Origin of the sequence: Achromobacter mucicolens, from assembly GCF_029866465.1 — a bacterium.
In the GTDB taxonomy this organism is placed as follows: domain Bacteria; phylum Pseudomonadota; class Gammaproteobacteria; order Burkholderiales; family Burkholderiaceae_B; genus Achromobacter; species Achromobacter mucicolens.
In genome coordinates this window covers 3,873,673-3,888,857 of the sequence record NZ_CP123364.1, presented here as the reverse complement: position 1 = coordinate 3,888,857, position 15,185 = coordinate 3,873,673, and the positions used below count along the sequence as shown (strand labels likewise).

At 66.6% G+C, this 15,185-nt stretch carries 14 protein-coding genes; 8 read left to right on the top strand and 6 right to left on the bottom strand.

Going from position 1 to position 15,185, the window contains the following annotated elements:
* The first annotated feature begins 11 nt into the window (after positions 1-11).
* The 5 genes from QEP15_RS17755 to QEP15_RS17735 all read left to right on the top strand — a co-directional run bounded on the left by QEP15_RS17755 (position 12) and on the right by QEP15_RS17735 (position 4,770).
* Entirely contained in the window at positions 12-974 is a 963-nt protein-coding gene (locus QEP15_RS17755; protein WP_280147799.1) for a Bug family tripartite tricarboxylate transporter substrate binding protein, read from the top strand.
* 120 nt (positions 975-1,094) lie between these two features.
* Positions 1,095-1,364 carry a hypothetical protein gene (locus QEP15_RS17750; protein WP_280147798.1) on the top strand — a complete coding sequence of 90 codons (270 nt, stop codon included), beginning with the start codon at positions 1,095-1,097 and terminating at the stop codon, positions 1,362-1,364.
* Positions 1,365-1,406: 42 nt separating this feature from the next.
* Complete coding sequence (locus QEP15_RS17745) at positions 1,407-2,123, top strand: glutamine amidotransferase (protein ID WP_280147797.1); 717 nt, start codon at positions 1,407-1,409, stop codon at positions 2,121-2,123.
* A 316-nt stretch (positions 2,124-2,439) separates the two neighbouring features.
* Complete coding sequence (locus QEP15_RS17740) at positions 2,440-3,546, top strand: porin (protein ID WP_280147796.1); 1,107 nt, start codon at positions 2,440-2,442, stop codon at positions 3,544-3,546.
* Positions 3,547-3,828: 282 nt separating this feature from the next.
* Positions 3,829-4,770, top strand: coding sequence for a DcrB/PsbP domain-containing protein (locus tag QEP15_RS17735; protein ID WP_280147795.1), 942 nt, complete (start codon positions 3,829-3,831; stop codon positions 4,768-4,770).
* Positions 4,771-4,810: 40 nt separating this feature from the next.
* On the opposite strand, the gene QEP15_RS17730 is transcribed toward QEP15_RS17735, so the two are convergent.
* The 4 genes from QEP15_RS17730 to QEP15_RS17715 all read right to left on the bottom strand — a co-directional run bounded on the left by QEP15_RS17730 (position 4,811) and on the right by QEP15_RS17715 (position 9,612).
* Positions 4,811-5,362 carry a DUF3455 domain-containing protein gene (locus QEP15_RS17730; RefSeq protein ID WP_082586302.1) on the bottom strand — a complete coding sequence of 184 codons (552 nt, stop codon included), beginning with the start codon at positions 5,360-5,362 and terminating at the stop codon, positions 4,811-4,813.
* Between the two features lie 116 nt (positions 5,363-5,478).
* Entirely contained in the window at positions 5,479-6,705 is a 1,227-nt protein-coding gene (locus QEP15_RS17725) for a trypsin-like peptidase domain-containing protein (protein WP_280147794.1), read from the bottom strand.
* A 312-nt stretch (positions 6,706-7,017) separates the two neighbouring features.
* A complete protein-coding gene (gene ggt / locus QEP15_RS17720) occupies positions 7,018-8,613 on the bottom strand; it encodes a gamma-glutamyltransferase (RefSeq protein ID WP_279989684.1) in 1,596 nt (531 codons plus the stop codon).
* A gap of 24 nt (positions 8,614-8,637) precedes the next feature.
* The gene (locus QEP15_RS17715) at positions 8,638-9,612 is read right to left on the bottom strand and encodes a Bug family tripartite tricarboxylate transporter substrate binding protein (protein WP_062842169.1); all 975 of its coding nucleotides are present in this window, start codon (positions 9,610-9,612) and stop codon (positions 8,638-8,640) included.
* A gap of 214 nt (positions 9,613-9,826) precedes the next feature.
* Between QEP15_RS17715 and QEP15_RS17710 the strand changes: the two genes are divergently transcribed.
* Positions 9,827-10,483 carry a GntR family transcriptional regulator gene (locus QEP15_RS17710; protein WP_063954363.1) on the top strand — a complete coding sequence of 219 codons (657 nt, stop codon included), beginning with the start codon at positions 9,827-9,829 and terminating at the stop codon, positions 10,481-10,483.
* Positions 10,484-10,784: 301 nt separating this feature from the next.
* Positions 10,785-12,056, top strand: coding sequence for an MFS transporter (locus QEP15_RS17705; RefSeq protein ID WP_280147793.1), 1,272 nt, complete (start codon positions 10,785-10,787; stop codon positions 12,054-12,056).
* A gap of 58 nt (positions 12,057-12,114) precedes the next feature.
* Here QEP15_RS17705 and QEP15_RS17700 read toward each other — a convergent pair whose 3' ends face one another.
* Positions 12,115-12,987 (bottom strand): NAD(P)-dependent oxidoreductase, encoded by an 873-nt coding sequence (locus QEP15_RS17700; protein ID WP_280147792.1) that lies wholly within the window; start codon positions 12,985-12,987, stop codon positions 12,115-12,117.
* A 189-nt stretch (positions 12,988-13,176) separates the two neighbouring features.
* Between QEP15_RS17700 and QEP15_RS17695 the strand changes: the two genes are divergently transcribed.
* Complete coding sequence (locus QEP15_RS17695; RefSeq protein ID WP_152385058.1) at positions 13,177-13,605, top strand: PaaI family thioesterase; 429 nt, start codon at positions 13,177-13,179, stop codon at positions 13,603-13,605.
* A 57-nt stretch (positions 13,606-13,662) separates the two neighbouring features.
* Here the strand turns inward: QEP15_RS17695 and cls are convergent, their stop codons facing one another.
* Positions 13,663-15,120: a cardiolipin synthase gene (cls, locus tag QEP15_RS17690; protein WP_280147791.1), complete on the bottom strand. Its 1,458-nt coding sequence runs from the start codon at positions 15,118-15,120 to the stop codon at positions 13,663-13,665.
* Positions 15,121-15,185 lie beyond the last annotated feature (65 nt).

Here is a 15,185-nt window from a genome sequence, read left to right as displayed (position 1 = left end):
GGAGGAAGACAATGAACTTCAAGCACACGCTGGGCGCGATCGCCCTGATGGCGGGCCTTGCGCCCTTTGCCGCAGCCCACGCCGACTATCCCGAAAGGCCGATACGCATGATCGTGCCGTTTGCGGCAGGCGGCCCCGCGGACATGGTCGGACGCGAATTCGCCAAGCTGTTTGGCGAAAAGCTGGGGCAGCCCGTGGTGGTTGTGAATGCGGGCGGCGGTCACGGCGTGCCGGCGTTGAACCAGGTGCTGGGGGCCGAAGCGGACGGCTACACGATGCTCATGCCTGCCTCGGGCAACATGACGGTGCCGTCCAAGGCCATGCAGGGCAAGAAGGTGCTGGAAGTGCTGGCGCCCATCAGTCTCTTGACCGAAAGCCCGCACGTCCTGGTGGTGAACGCGCAGTTGCCGGTGAATTCGGTGCCGGAACTCGTCGATTACGCGCGCGCCCATCCCGGCAAGGTCAATTTCGGGTCGGCAGGCGTGGGGGGCGTGGCGCATCTGGGCATGGAGCTTTTCAAGAGCAAGGCCAAGGTGGACGTGGTGCACGTGCCTTACCGGGGTACCTCGCAGGTGCTGACCGACCTGGCGTCGGGTCAGGTTCAGGCGCTGTTCAGCAGCATGCCGTCGCTCAAGCCCATGATCGACAAGGGGGCCGTGAAGGCGCTGGCGATGAGCGCGCCGAGCAAGGGCGCGGATACCGCGAAGCTGCCCCTGATTTCCCAGACCTTGCCGGGCGTGTCGTACACCACCTGGTACGCGCTCTTTGCCAAGGCGGGCACGCCGCCCGAGGTGCTGGCCAAGCTGAACGCGGCGGTGGTCGACACACTGAAGAATCCCGAGCTGAATCAGAAGTTCGAGTCGCAGGGCGTGGAGTTCGTCTCCAGCACGCCGCAGCAGCTTGCCGACACGGTGCGGCGCGACACCGCGCAGTGGACGGCGCTGATTGACGAAGCCGGCATCGAAATCGAGTAGGCATCGCGTGGCAAAGCGGGGAGGGCGGCCGCCTTACCCGCTTTTGCTACGACTTAACACGTCTTTTCCGGCCAGGCTTTGCTATAAAAGCGCCTACAGCATTTCTGTAGGGCCGGGAAAATGTCGATTCGTACGATCAGCCGCTGCGGCGCGGCCTTGTTCTTCGTCGCGCTGGTGGCCGGTTGCTCGTCCACCAAGCCGACGGCAGAGGAAAAGGCCAGCGCGACCACTACCACGCCCGCTCGGGCCAGCAACGAGTGCAAGTCCAATCGCAAGCAGTGCCTGCACGAAGGCTCTTACGATGTCGGCGAGCGGGCATACGCGGAAGACGAGGCCAAGCGCCTGAACCTGGCCGAGTCCCAGCGCCTGCGCCGCCTGTTCGATAAATAGTCCACCGTTAATGTCTTGCCCAACGCCGTAGAACCGTCGTCGATGACCCGAAAACCGCTCGCCATCATCCAGATGGGCCGCCCGCCCGAAGACCTGCGGCAGGCGCAAGGCGAACAGTCCGACTGGATGCTGGCCGCGCTGGCCGACCCCGACCTGCCGGTGCGCGTTTGCAAACCCCACGATGATGAGGCGCTGCCCGCGTGGGACGAGCTGGCCGGGGCCGTGCTGACCGGATCCTGGTCCATGGTGACGGATCGCGAACCCTGGAGCGAACGCACTGCCGAATGGTTGCGCGGCGCGCATCGCGCGCAGCTGCCGCTGCTGGGCATCTGCTACGGCCATCAGTTGATGGCGCACGCGCTGGGCGGCGTGGTCGATTTCCATCCCAAAGGCCGCGAGATCGGCCAACATGCCATCGACTTTTGCGCGGACGTCGCCGGCGATGCGTTGTTTGGCGCGCTGCCGCCGCGCTTTCTTGCCAATCTCACGCATGAGCAGAGCGTGCTGACGCCGCCGCCGGGCGCCGAGGTGCTGGCGCGGTCGCGGCACGATCCGCACCAGGTCCTGCGCTATGGACCGAACGCATGGTCCGTCCAGTTCCACCCCGAGTTCTCGCCCACATTGATGTCGGCCTGCCTGGCGCGCCGGGCGCCGGTCTTCGAGGCAGAGGGCTACGATGTGGCGGCGATGGTCGCCGGGCTGGGACTCACGCACGATGCGCGCCAACTGCTGCGCACCTTTGCGCGGCGATTCGCCTAGCCGAATCGGATAGCCGCTTTACATGGCGGCTTCAAATAGCGGCTTCAAACAGTGGCTCGAATTAGCGGCTTCCTGCCTTCATATCACACGCGCGTGACACGCCTGCCGGTGTGGCGCGCGCGTGCGCCGCTGTCGGTCTCGCGCCACAAAAAGGCGATTGATTTGCGCTTCTTTGCGCCACATCCCTTGCGTCCCCAGAACTGACATATTGCGTCCCTAGAATTCGTTCCTGCCATGCGCCGTGTGCATCACTGTGCCGCCCGCAACGCGGGTCTGGCTACCTGCGCATGTCTGTTCACATCAATGGGAATCTGTAATGAAAAAGACTCTGTTCGCCACCGCCATCTTCGCCGCGCTGTCCGGCATGGCGCAGGCGGAAACCTCGGTGACGCTGTATGGCCTGATCGATACGGGCGTGGGCTATCAGCGGATCAAGGGCGATGGCTTCCACGAATCCAAGGTCGGCATGAGCAATGGCGTTTCCAGCGGTTCGCGTTGGGGCCTGCGTGGTTCGGAAGATCTGGGCGACGGCCTCTCCGCCGTGTTCACGCTTGAAAGCGGCTTCAATTCGGCCAACGGCCAATCGGGCCAGAGCAGCCGCCTGTTCGGCCGCCAAGCCACCATCGGCCTGAAGAGCTCGTCCTGGGGCCTGTTGGAATTCGGTCGTCAGACCAACATCGCCTCCAAGTACCTGGGCGCGATCGATCCGTTCGGCGCCAGCTACGGCCAGGCCAACATCGGCAACGCGTTCAGCGCCGCCAACACCGTCCGTTACGACAACATGGTCCAGTACTCGACCCCGTCGTTCGGCGGCTTCCAGGCTGGCATCGGCTACTCGTTCAACGTCGCTGACACGACCGCGGCGCAGACGGGCTTTCGCACCGCCAACAACACCCGCGCCATCACGGCCGGCGTGCGCTACGTGAATGGCCCCCTGAACGTCGCCCTGACGTACGACCAGCTGAACCCCGCCAACCAGCTTGGCAACGATGCCACGCCCAAGTCGTGGAACGTCGGCGCCTCGTACGACTTCGAAGTCGTCAAGCTGGCGGCCGCCTTCGGCCAGACGCGTGACGGCTGGTTCACCGGCCAGAGCATCAACGCCTTCGGCAGCACCGAAACCATCGCCGATGGCTTCCGTTCGAACGTTGGCGTCGAAGACTTCAAGGCCAATTCGTACATGGTCGGCCTGACCGTGCCGCTCGGCGCCAGCTCGATCCTGGCTTCGTGGCAACGTGCCGATCCGGACAGCGATCTGCTGACCGGTGGCGATTCGGCCATGAACGTGTACAGCATCGGCTACACGTACAACCTGTCCAAGCGTACGAACGTGTACGCGCTGGGTTCCTACGCCACAGACTTCGCGTTCATCGACGGCGTCAAGAGCACGGTCGGCATGGTTGGTATCCGTCATCGCTTCTAAGCGGCAGACGTGATGAGCGGCGCGCCCGGCGCGCGCCGCTTGCGCCCTGCACCGCGGTTGCACTGAGCGGATTGGGCGTCTTACCCGGCCACAGACGCGAAAAAAGCGGCCACCTCCCTAGCTCCACTCTCAGTCCGCTCACCCGAACTTCGATCATGGCAAACCGAAGGCCCGCGCATTCTGGCGCGGGCTTTGCCATTTCTGGCTGACCACCGGCCAAGCCTTCCCACAATCCCTCATTGCGCGGCCGCGGCCCAAAAGGGCCGCGCGGGCGTTGTAGTATTGGAAGCTCAGCCTAAACATCGGATAGCTATGCAAACGCACAACGCTCGGCTCGCGGAAATGACTTTGGCGTTGGCGCTGGCCCTGACCGCAACGGCCGCGCCTGCGCAGACCCCGGATGCCTCGCCGGCTGGCGCCAAGCCGGCTGAAGCGAAGCCTGCCGAATCGAAGCCTGCCGAAGCCAAGCCTGCAGACGCTAAGCCAGCAGAAGCCAAACCAGCAGACGCTAAGGCAGCAGAAGCCAAACCAGCAGACGCTAAGCCAGCAGACGCTAAGCCAGCAGACGCTAAGCCGGCCGAGGTCAAGCCGCCCGAAGCGAAGCCCGCGCAAACCAAGCCGGCCGAAGCCAAGCCGGCTGGAACGAAGTCAGCAGAAGCCAAGCCCGCCGATGCCAAAGCGTCGGGCGACCCCGCCGCTGCGCAGGATCCGAATGGCGCACCCGTGGACGCCGCGGTGGCGCCGCCGCCACCTCCACCTCCGCTGCAGGTCCTGGACGGCAAGCTCCATGTCGCCATCCCCGCGGGTTTCGCCGAAACCGAATTTCCGTCCGATCCGGCCACGCCCGAGGTCTCGGGCAAGATCTACCTGAACCGAGCGACCATGCAGGCCATCATCGTGATCGATGTGCCGGTTGAACAGGCTGTTGGCGATGACGACGCATTCACGCTGGGGGCGATGGCCGCGGGCTTCCAATCGCAGCAGCAGGCCGCGGTGCCCACGTTCAAGAAGACGGGCGACGGCGCGTTCAAGGTCGGCAGCATCGGCGTCTTTCAACTTGATGCAACCAGCAGGCTGTCCGGCCGCCCCGCCGACCTGACGGCGCTGTTCGCGGCGTCGGGCAAAAAGGTCGTGACCTTTTCGGTCTATACGTTGGCGCAAGAAAAAGCCCGGCATCCCGGGCTGGTCGAAGAACTGAAAAAGGGCATGTCGGTAACGCCGTAACGGGCGCGACGGGCCAGAGCGCCCGTCATGCCGGCGGGAATCAGTTCGGCTTCCAGAACACGTAATCGGCCTGGTATGCCACCTGCGTTTTCTGGCCCTTGTTGGCCGGCGAGCAGGGCGTTTGCGGCACGCCGCCGCCTGCGCGAACCAGCCGCTGAATGTACGTGACGCCGGTCAGCACGCCCACGCCTGCCGAAGGATTGGCCAGCACGAGCTGGTCGTACAGCCGGTCCGGTCCGGCATATGCGCGTACGGTTTCCATCCCCGTCAATGTCGAGCCGTCGGCGGCCCGCCAGCTTTCAGGCGGACTCTTGTACGTGCCGCGCGGCTCCGATGATCCCGCCTGGCCTGCGCCCAGCGTGGCGCTGGCGCCCGCGATGACCCAGGCGTAGCGCGCGCCGTCGGTCTGGATCATCCGGCATTCGTAGGTGATGACGCCTTCAGCCGGCGCGCGCCATGCGACGCTATTGTCTGCCGGCACCTGCATGATCTGCGGCACGTTGTCCTGGGCCGCCGCGGCGGAGGCGGCCAGGCTGGCCGCCAGGAACAGTCCGGCCAACGCCGGGCGAGGGTGAGTCGGAATGCGGTTCATCCATGCTCCTTCGGGCGGGCAGGGCGCCCGCGATGGCAGTTGCGGGCGCGCTTGGCCCAAGGTCCGGCTGAGCCGGAGTCGGGCCATTCTGCCACGATTCCCCGCCGGCGCTGGTCTCAATTGATTTGCAGCGTGTAGGCGGCTTTACCGCGCAGCAGCGTCAACACCAGCGGCTGCGCGCCCGAGCCGCTCAAGAGGTCGCGCAGGTCCGCCAGCTTGCTGACGGGTCGCTGGTTCACGCCGATGACGATGTCGCCGCGCTGCAGGCGCGCAGCCACCGGGCCCCGGTCCGGATAGGTGGCGCTGACTGCCGCGCCGTCATTGCCCTGCACGCGCTGCGCGCGTCCCACCTCGGTGAACTCGACGCCATTCAAGCGCGCGTCCAGCGAGCCGCCATGCAGGCGCTCGTTTTGTTCGGGTTCGATGCGCAGCACGACGTCCCGCTTTGCGCCCGCGCGCAACAGCCCCAGGCGCACCTGGCGGCCCACCGGCAGCAGGCCTTCGGCGTTGCGCAACTGCGCGCTGGAACCGATGGCCTTGCCGTCGATCGACAGGATCTGATCGCGGGCCTGGATGCCGGCCTTCTGCGCGGGAGACCCATCCGCCACGCGGGCAACGGCCACACCCATCGATCCCGCCGCCAGGCCAAGCTGGCGCGCATTGCGTGGCGTGATGTCCAGCGTGTCCAGACCCAGCCCCCCGCGTTGCACCTGCCCGTGCTGCAGCAACTGGCGCATGACCTCGCCCGCCAGGTTGGACGGAATGGCAAAGCCGATGCCCACGTTGCCGCCCGACGGCGTGTAGATCATCGTGTTGATGCCCACCAGTTCGCCGTTCAGATTGACCAGCGCGCCGCCCGAGTTGCCCGGATTTATGGAAGCATCGGTCTGGATGAAGTTCTGGTAGCCGGCGGCGCGGAGGCTGGACCGGTCCAGCGCGGACACGATGCCCGACGATGCGGATTGGCCCAGGCCGTAGGGATCGCCGATGGCGACCACGAAGTCGCCCACGCGCAAATCGCTGGAATCGGACAACGCCAGCGCTTGCAGGTTTTGCGCGGGGATGCGCAGCACCGCCAGATCCGTGTCCGGATCGCTGCCCACGACGGTGGCGTTGAAGCTTCGGCCGTCCTGCAACGACACGCGGATGGTGGCGGCGCCGCGAATGACGTGGTGATTGGTCAGCACGTTGCCTTGGCTGGCGTCCACGATGACGCCCGATCCGACGTTCTGGCGCACGCCGCCGGGCGCGCGCGCCGGGTTGGCCGCTTGTCCGTCCGATTGCGCCGAGATGTTCACGACTGCGGGCGTGACGCGCTCGAGCATGGGGGCCAGCGAGGGCAAGGGCTGTCCGTCGACAGCCAGCGGAAGCGCGGCGCGCGCCGGCGGTAGCGGCGCGGCCAGCAGCAGGGCGCAGCAGGCCGCGGAAAGGAATGCGGGTAGGCGTCGCGCGCGGCGCAATGCGCTACGCGCGACACAACGGGGTTCAAGAGGAGGCAAGGCCAGGCGGGGCATATCGATCCTTCCGGCAACGAGGCGGCAGAATCTGCCGTCCCCGCTGCACGCGTGTGACGACGCGCGCGGCTTGCGGCCGGCGCGCGAGCGGTCACGGATTGTCGCCGAACTTTGGCGCCCGGTCCGGCGCGCCCCGCGTGGTCAGAACCCGACGGCCTGGCCGTCGCGCCGCGAGTCGGACGCGGCGACGTAGCCACCCTGCGGCAGGCGGCAGATGAGCTGGGCCGAGCCGAACTCCAGGCTGTCCACCGGCGCGACCGCCACGTTGTGGCCACGCGCGCGCAGCGTATCGACCACGTCGGCCGGCAGGTGCGACTCCACGTTCACGACTGGGCCGTTCTCGACGCGGAAACGCGGCGCGTCGCTCATGGCCTGCGGGTTCTGGCCGAACGCCGCCAGACGCGTGACCATCTGCAGATGGCCCTGCGCCTGCATCGACCCGCCCATCACGCCGAACGACATGAGAGGTTGGCCGCGGCGCGTCACGAACGCCGGGATGATGGTGTGCATCGGCTTCTTGCGCGGCGCAACCTGGTTTGCGTGACCCGGCTTGAGCACGAAGTTCAGGCCGCGATTGTGCAGGCTGATGCCGGTGCCGGGCACGACCACGCCCGAGCCAAAACCGTGATAGTTGGACTGGATGAAGGACACCATCGTGCCGCTGGCGTCGGCGGCGGTCAGGTAGACCGTGCCGCCGGTAGCCGGGGTGCCTGCGGTGGGCACGCTGGCGCGGTCCATGGAAATCAGGCGGGCCCGTTCGGCAAGATAGGCGCGGTCGAGCAGCGCGTTGGCGTCGGTGCGCATGTGGCGCGGATCGGCAACGTGGTGGTGCAGGTCCGCAAACGCCAGCTTCATGGCCTCGATGCTGACGTGGTAGTAGTCGGCGCTGTCGCGGCCCATGCCTTCCAGGTCGAATTGCTCAAGCATGCCCAGCGCCATCAGCGCCGAGATGCCCTGGCCATTGGGCGGGATCTCGTGCAGCTCGTAGTCGCGGAACGATTGCGAGATGGGCTTGACCCATTCCGGCCGGTGCTCGGCGAGGTCCACCGCGCTCAGGGCGCCGCCCGTCTTGCTGGCAAAGTCCGCGATCTTGCGGGCCAGTTCGCCGCGGTAGAAGCTTTCACCACCGGTCTCGGCGATGTCACGCAGCGTCTTGGCCTGGTCCGGAAAGCGCCACCATTCGCCGGCTTGGGGCGCACGGCCTTGCGGCAGGAAGGCGTCGGCAAAGCCGGGTTCGGCGGCAAGCTTGGGTGCCTGGTTGGCCCATTGGCGCGCAATGGTCGGCGACACCGCGAAGCCTTCTTCGGCGTAGGCGATCGCCGGTTCAAACAGCTTGGCGAAGGGCAGCTTGCCGAAGCGGTCGGACAAGGCCTTCCAGCCGGCGACCTGGCCCGGCACGGTGACCGTGCCCCAGCCGGTGCCCGGCATCGCGTCGCGGCCGTTGAAGTATTCGGGTGTCCACGCGGCCGGCGCGCAGCCGCTGGAATTCAAGCCGTGGAGCTGGCCGTCGTGCCAGACCAGGGCGAACATGTCGCCGCCGATCCCGTTCATCACAGGTTCGACGACGGTCAGGGCGATCGCGGTGGCAATGGCGCTGTCAACGGCATTGCCACCGGCCAGCAGCATGCGTAGTCCCGCCTGCGCAGCCAGGGGCTGGCTGGTCGCGACCGCGTTGGCGGCCAGGACCGGCATTTTTCGGGAAGCGTACGGGAAAGACCAATCGAAGGGGGAGGACATGGATGCTGGAACTCGTTGGAAAAATTACTGCGGGGTGATGCCGGCCTGGTCGATCAGCTGCTTGGTGCGCGGAATCTCGGCCTTGATGAAGGCGGCGAATTCCTCGCGGCTGCCGCCACGCGGCTCGGCGCCGGCTTCGGCGAGCTTACCGCGCAATGCGGGATCGGCGAGCACTTTGTTGACGGCGCGGTTGAGCTTGTCGAGGATCGGTGCGGGCGTGCCCTGCGGCGCGACAAGGCCGTACCACGGCGCGATGTCGTAGCCCGAAAAACCTTGCTCCGCGATCGTGGGAATGTCCGGCGCCAGCGCCGAGCGCTGCGAGTTGGACATGCCCAGCGCCAGCAGCGCGCCGCTCTTGGCCTGGGGCAGGCCGGTCATGATGGTGTCGAAGTACATCGACACCTGGCCGCTCAGGAGGGCGGGGATGGCTTCGCCCGCGCCCTTGTACGGCACGTGCAGGATGTCGATGCCGGCAACAGACTTGAGCATTTCGCCTGCCATGTGCGAGGTCGTGCCCGTGCCGAACGAGGCATAGGTCAGCTTGCCGGGGTTGGCGCGCGCATAGGCGACCATTTCGGGCAGCGTCTTGAAGGGTTGCTTGGGGTTGGCCAGCAGGATGTTCGGGGTGTAGGCCACCAGCGAGACCAACTCGAACGCGTCCGGATCGTAGGCCAGGCGCTTTTGCAGGAAGCGGTTGGTGACGACGGCGGCCGGGCCGCCCATCAGCAGCGTGTAGCCGTCCGCCGCGGACCGTGCGACAGACGCGCTGCCGATGGCGGCGGCGGCGCCGGGACGGGCTTCGATGACGAAGGGCTGACCCAGTTCGGCGGACAGCGCCGCGCCAAGCTGGCGCGAGATCAGGTCCGTGGCGGAACCGGCCTGGAAGGGCACGACGATGCGCACGGGATGCTGCGGCCAGTCCGTGGCTTGCGCGCCGGCCTGCGCCGCGAAGGCCACGGCGGCAGCGCCTGCCAGCGCCCGGATGAGACGAAATTTCATGGATTCCCCTTGATCGCGTTATGGAAAGCGTATGGGCCGGGCGGGTCTCTTGCCCCTTCCGGCCGAGCGGGCGCGGCATGCCGCGTCCTGCCCTGGATTAAACGCAAGCGGCGCGCATCCGGCCATTAGGATTTGTATTCATGGATCATTGGATCCAATTTGTGTTATTTTCGCCGTTATCTATCATGGCGGCTTTCCAAGCCCGGGGACGAAAGTGCTGCAATTCCAGAAGACAGCCATCAGCGCCGAAGACGAGGCGTACCTGCATTTGCAGCGTGAAATCCGCCTGGGCCACTATGCGCCCGGCCAGCGGCTGGTGCCGGACGTCGTGGCGGCTGAAATCGGCACCAGCCGCATGCCGGTGCGCGGCGCGCTGCGCCGTCTGGCCTCGGAGGGCCTGGTCGAGATCCGCGCCAACCGCGGCGCCGTGGTGCGCGGCCTGAACCAGCAGGAAATGCTGGAGGTCTTTGAAATGCGCTCGGTGCTCGAAGGGCTGGCGACGCGCAACGCCGTGGCCAACATGGGGCCCGAACACATCCGCCGGCTGGTCAACATGCTCGCGCAGCTGGACCAGGGCGCGAACGAAGACCTGGACTGGACGGCTGCCCACCGCGAATTCCACGAATACCTGTGCAGCTTCTGCAAGCAGCCGCGCCTGTTGAACCAGATCTCGGAACTGCACTCGGTCGTCGAACCCTACATGCGCCTGTGGGCCGCCCAACCCGGCCGCGTGCTGCGCGTACGCGAATCGCATCAGGAATTGATCGACGCCCTGCAAACCCGCGACGCCGCCCGCTGCGAGGCCGCCATGCGCCAACACGTCCTGAATACCGTCCCGGCGCTGCAGGCGTTTCTCGAACAGGCGGGCTGATCCACGCCGCCGCGCCGGTTGTCCGACACCCGGCCGCCACGGCGCCATCCGCGCCTGCCAAACGGCTTCAATGCGCTGACCGCTCACCGGACAGGATTTCCATTTCCCCGTCCCGCTCGCATATAGCCAGGAGTAATATGTGACGCGTCCGGCGGCGCACGTCCGCCGGCGCAAGCAAGCCGAATCACGCCTGGTCCTTCCCACCCCCTGTCGACAGCGGAGCCCCCTCCGTGCCTGCCCTCGGTGTCTGCAAGTCCTGGCGCGCAACCGGCCATAAAAAAGACACCGAGGAGAAGAGGAATTGGATAAGCAAGAGTCGGGCGGCTGGTATTTCGGCTGGAACATCGTTGGCGCCGCCACGGTACTCACGCTGTTTACGGTCGGCCTGCGCATGGGGATCGGACCGTTCTTTCTGCCCATGGCCGAAGGCTTGGGTTTTTCGCGTAGCCTGCTGTCGGGCATCGTGGCGATCGGCATGCTGTGCTATGGCCTGGGCATGCCGCTCGCCGGCTATCTGGTCAGTATCCGCGGCACGCGCTTCGTGCTCCTGACCGGCACGGCCATCGTCGTCGCCGCCTCCATCTGGACCGTCTTCGCGCGCAGCCCCCTCGAATTCCTGCTCGCCTTCGGTGTCGCGCTGTCCATCGGCCTCGCCTTCACCAGCCCCGTCGCGCTGACGCCGGTGATCAGCCGCTGGTTCACGCGCCAGCGCGGCATGGCGCTCTTCTTCCTGTCCACGGGCTCGATGGCCGGCATTGCGCTAATGACCCCGACGCTCACCTACGCCATTTCGGCGGTGGGCTGGCAGGAAACGCTGCTGGGCTTTGCCGTACTGTTCGCCGTGCTGACCATCCCCATTGCGCTTTTCGTGATGCGCGACGAGGCGCCCGAGCACACCGACCTGCTGCCGCATCAGATCATCGAGAAATCAAGTTCGGCCAAGCCGGCCGCCAAGACGCCCGCGCCGCAGCTGGGCGAGGCGCTGCGCACGTTGCCGTTCTGGCAGGTTGCGCTGGGTCTGTTTGCCTGCGGGTTCAGCATGAACCTGCTGGGCACGCATGGGATGCCCATGCTGATGGACCACGGCTTTGACCCCACCACCAGTTCGCTGGGCATCGGTCTGATCGGCCTGGTCGCCATCTTCAGCACGCTGGTGCTGGGCCGCATGTCCGACCAGGTCGAACGCCGCAACATTCTCGCCGCCATTTATCTGGTGCGAGGCCTGGGATTCTTTGCGCTCGTCATGGTGGGCGCGCATTGGGAACTGTACCTGGCCGCCACCATCGGCGGCATCGTCTGGGCCGGCAGCATCGCGCTGTCGTCGGCCATCCTGGCCGACGTGTACGGCATCCGGCTGGTCGGCGTGCTGTATGGGCTGACTTATCTGGGCCACCAGGTGGGCGGCATGATCAGCTCGTGGCTGGGCGGCTGGGCCTTCGAAACCTTCGGCACGCACTGGGTCGCGTTCGGGTCGGCCGGGGTGTTGCTGTTGCTGGCGGCGCTGATTTCGCTGCGCCTGCCGCCGCGCGGGGTCCTGCGGGCGCCGCGCGTGGCGGCCGCTGCCGGACGCTGAACCCGCCGCGCCGCGGCAACCGGCCAGGGATGCGGCGCATCCCTGGCGCGCGGGACGGCTAGCGGTCTTTCAGCAGCGACACCAGTTCGGGCACATAACGCTCGCCGCCGCCTTGCGTGACGGCCTGGTCGAACGTGTGCTGCACGGCGGCGCCGATCTCGCGCACGGCGCCGGCTTCGGCGGCCATGGTGTTGTAGTACGAAAGGTCCTTCTGCGCATTCGACATGAAAAAGCGCAGCGACGACGGATCCTGTTCCAGCAGATACGGCTTGATGCGCTCCAGCGCCACGCCGCCGCCGCCGCCCTTTGCCAGGACCTCGGTGAAGACGGCCGGGTCGATGTCCGAGCGCAGCGCGCACGCCGCGGCTTCGGACAGCAGCGCCACCACGCCCAACGACACATAGTTGTGCAGCAGCTTCATCCGGTGGCCCGCGCCCACCGGCCCGGCATGGGTGATGTTTTCGGCAAAGCAGGCCAGCAGCGGCTTGCATTCCTCGAACAGCGCGGCATCGCCGCCCACCAGCAGGTTCAGCCGGCCTTCGGCGGCTTCCTTGGGCGTGCGCGTCATGGGCGCGTCCAGGAAGCGCCCGCCGCTCTCGGTGACCGCCTGGGCGACCTTCACGGTGGACGAGGGGATGGCGGTCGAGCAGTCGATGATGACGGTGCCCGGACGCAGTCCCTCGAGCACGCCGCCCGGCGACAGCAGCACGGCTTCGACCTGCGGGCTGCCGGTCACGCACAGGATGATCACATCCGACTGCGCGGCAAGCTCGGCGCCGCTGGCCACGCTGACCGCACCAGCAGCCTTGAGCGCGTCCAGGGGCTGATTGCCCGGATGCTCAAGCACGGTCAGAGTGTGACCGTGCTTGACCAGGTTGCTTGCAATACCGTGGCCCATGAGGCCGATTCCAACCATGCCGACTTTTGCCATCTTCCACTGCTCCTGCCATGTAGGGTGATTGTTGTGCCGTAAATCTTACCCGCAGAAGCCGCAAGCGGGGCCAACGGGCACCCGCGTCCGCTGATCTGGCGTCCGCGCGCCGATCACCGCGCTATGCCAGGGCGGGCGCGTCTGCAATACTTTCGAGGATCGTCCATCGGGACTCTTGCAGCGGCAGCCATGACAGACTCCATCCCCGCCGGTTTCACGCCCTGGTATCCCAGCAGCCAGTTCATGCGCCACCTGAACGATCTTGGCCCGTTCTACCGCCGCAAGGCCGACAACGTGCTGGGGCTGCGTGTCACCACGGCGCACGGCAACATGCACGGCATGGCGCACGGGGGATTCCTGGCAACGTTTGCCGACAGCGCGCTGGGGCTTGTCATCTCGGAAGACGCCCACGTCTCCGTCGTTACGGCGCAGATGTCCGTTGAATTCCTGAACGCCGTGAACCCCGGCGACTGGCTTGAGGCGCACGTGCAGATCGACAAGCAGGGCAAGCGCCTGATCTATGCGACCTGCCGCCTGCAGGTGGACGGCCGCGCCATGCTCAAGGCCAGCGCCGTGTTCGCGGTCCGCCACGCCGCCGTGCCCGCCTCGGACGGCTAGCCACGGCGAGCCGCGTGCGTGATCAATGCCGGTGATCACCGCCGGGGCAGGGGGGCGCTACAGATAAGGCGTGGCCAGCCAGATCACCTTGTTGCGCAGGCGCTTGGCAAAGGGCGCCTGCAGCAGGTCCTCGAGCGTCACGCGGTGCGCGTTGGCGACCAACGCATCGAAGCGCGCATCGAGCCACCGCGCCACGTCGCGGTCGTAGATCTCGGTGTCCAGCTCGAAATTCAATCGCAGGCTGCGCGGGTCCAGATTCGACGAGCCGGCATACGTCCAGGCCCCGTCCACCGTCATCAGCTTTGAGTGGTCGAACGCGCCGCTCGAGCGCCAGACGCGGCAGCCCGTGCGCACCACCTGGTCCAGCTGCGCCGTCATCGCGTAATCGACCAGCCGCAGGTTGTTCTTGCCCGGGATCACGATGTCCACAATGATCCCGCGGCGCGCCGCCGTGGCCAGCGCCCCGATCAGCGTCTGGTCCGGCAGGAAGTACGGCGACTGGATCCGCACGTGATGCCGCGCCACGGCCAGGGCGCCCAGCAGCATGTTGTGCGTGCTGCCCAGCGCACGGTCGGGCCCTGACGGCACGCAGCGGATCGGCACGCGGCCAGACGGCGGCATGAAGTCGGGATCGAACCAGGGCTTGGCGGGCAGCGACTCGTGCGTCGTGAAATTCCAGTCATGCGCAAACACCGACATCAGTTGCGTCACGATCGGTCCTTCCACTCGGAAATGCGTATCGTGATTGGTGGCATCGCCCGCCAGCGCGCTGACAAACGCCGCCCGCACGTTCATGCCGCCCGTGAAGCCCACCCGGCCGTCCACCACCAGCACCTTGCGGTGGCTGCGCAGATTGGCATAGGGCATGCGCAGCACTCCCATCGGATTGGTCATGAACCGCGCCACCGGCACGCCCGCCCGCGCCAGCATGCGCACGATCGGCGGACGAGAGTACTTGGACCCCACCGCGTCGATCAGCACCCGCACCTGCACGCCCCGCGCCTGCGCCTCGATCAGCGCCTCGGCCAATTCGCGCCCGATCGGATCGTTGTCGAAGATATAGCTCTGCATCGCCACCGTGTGACGGGCCTCGCGAATGGCCTGCAGCATGGCCGGATACGTCTCGTCGCCACCGGCCAGCGGCCGGACCTCGTTGCCGGCCAGCAGCTGAAACCGGCTGACCCGGTCACCCAGCACCTTCAGCGACGCGAACTGCTCCCCCGAGATCGCCACCACATCGACCGGCGCAGTCTCGACCTGCTCGGCATCTTCCAGCATGGCGTCGTCGCGCTGCTGCGACACCCGCGTCTTGCGGATACGGTTGATCCCGGCGACGAAATAGAAGAGCGCCCCAAGGATCGGCGAGAACATCGCCACCCCCACCCAGCCGATGGCCGCCCGCACATCCTGCTTGGTCATCGCGGCATGCACCGCCGCGCCCGTGCCCGCCACGATGCTGATGGCAAAGGCAATATGAGGCCAATATTCGATCAAAAATGCGTGTATGCGATCCATGGCGAGGGCTTGAGACGCGGCCTCCATTGGTTAACCAAGCGCAAGGATAGCAAGGCAGCCGCGGG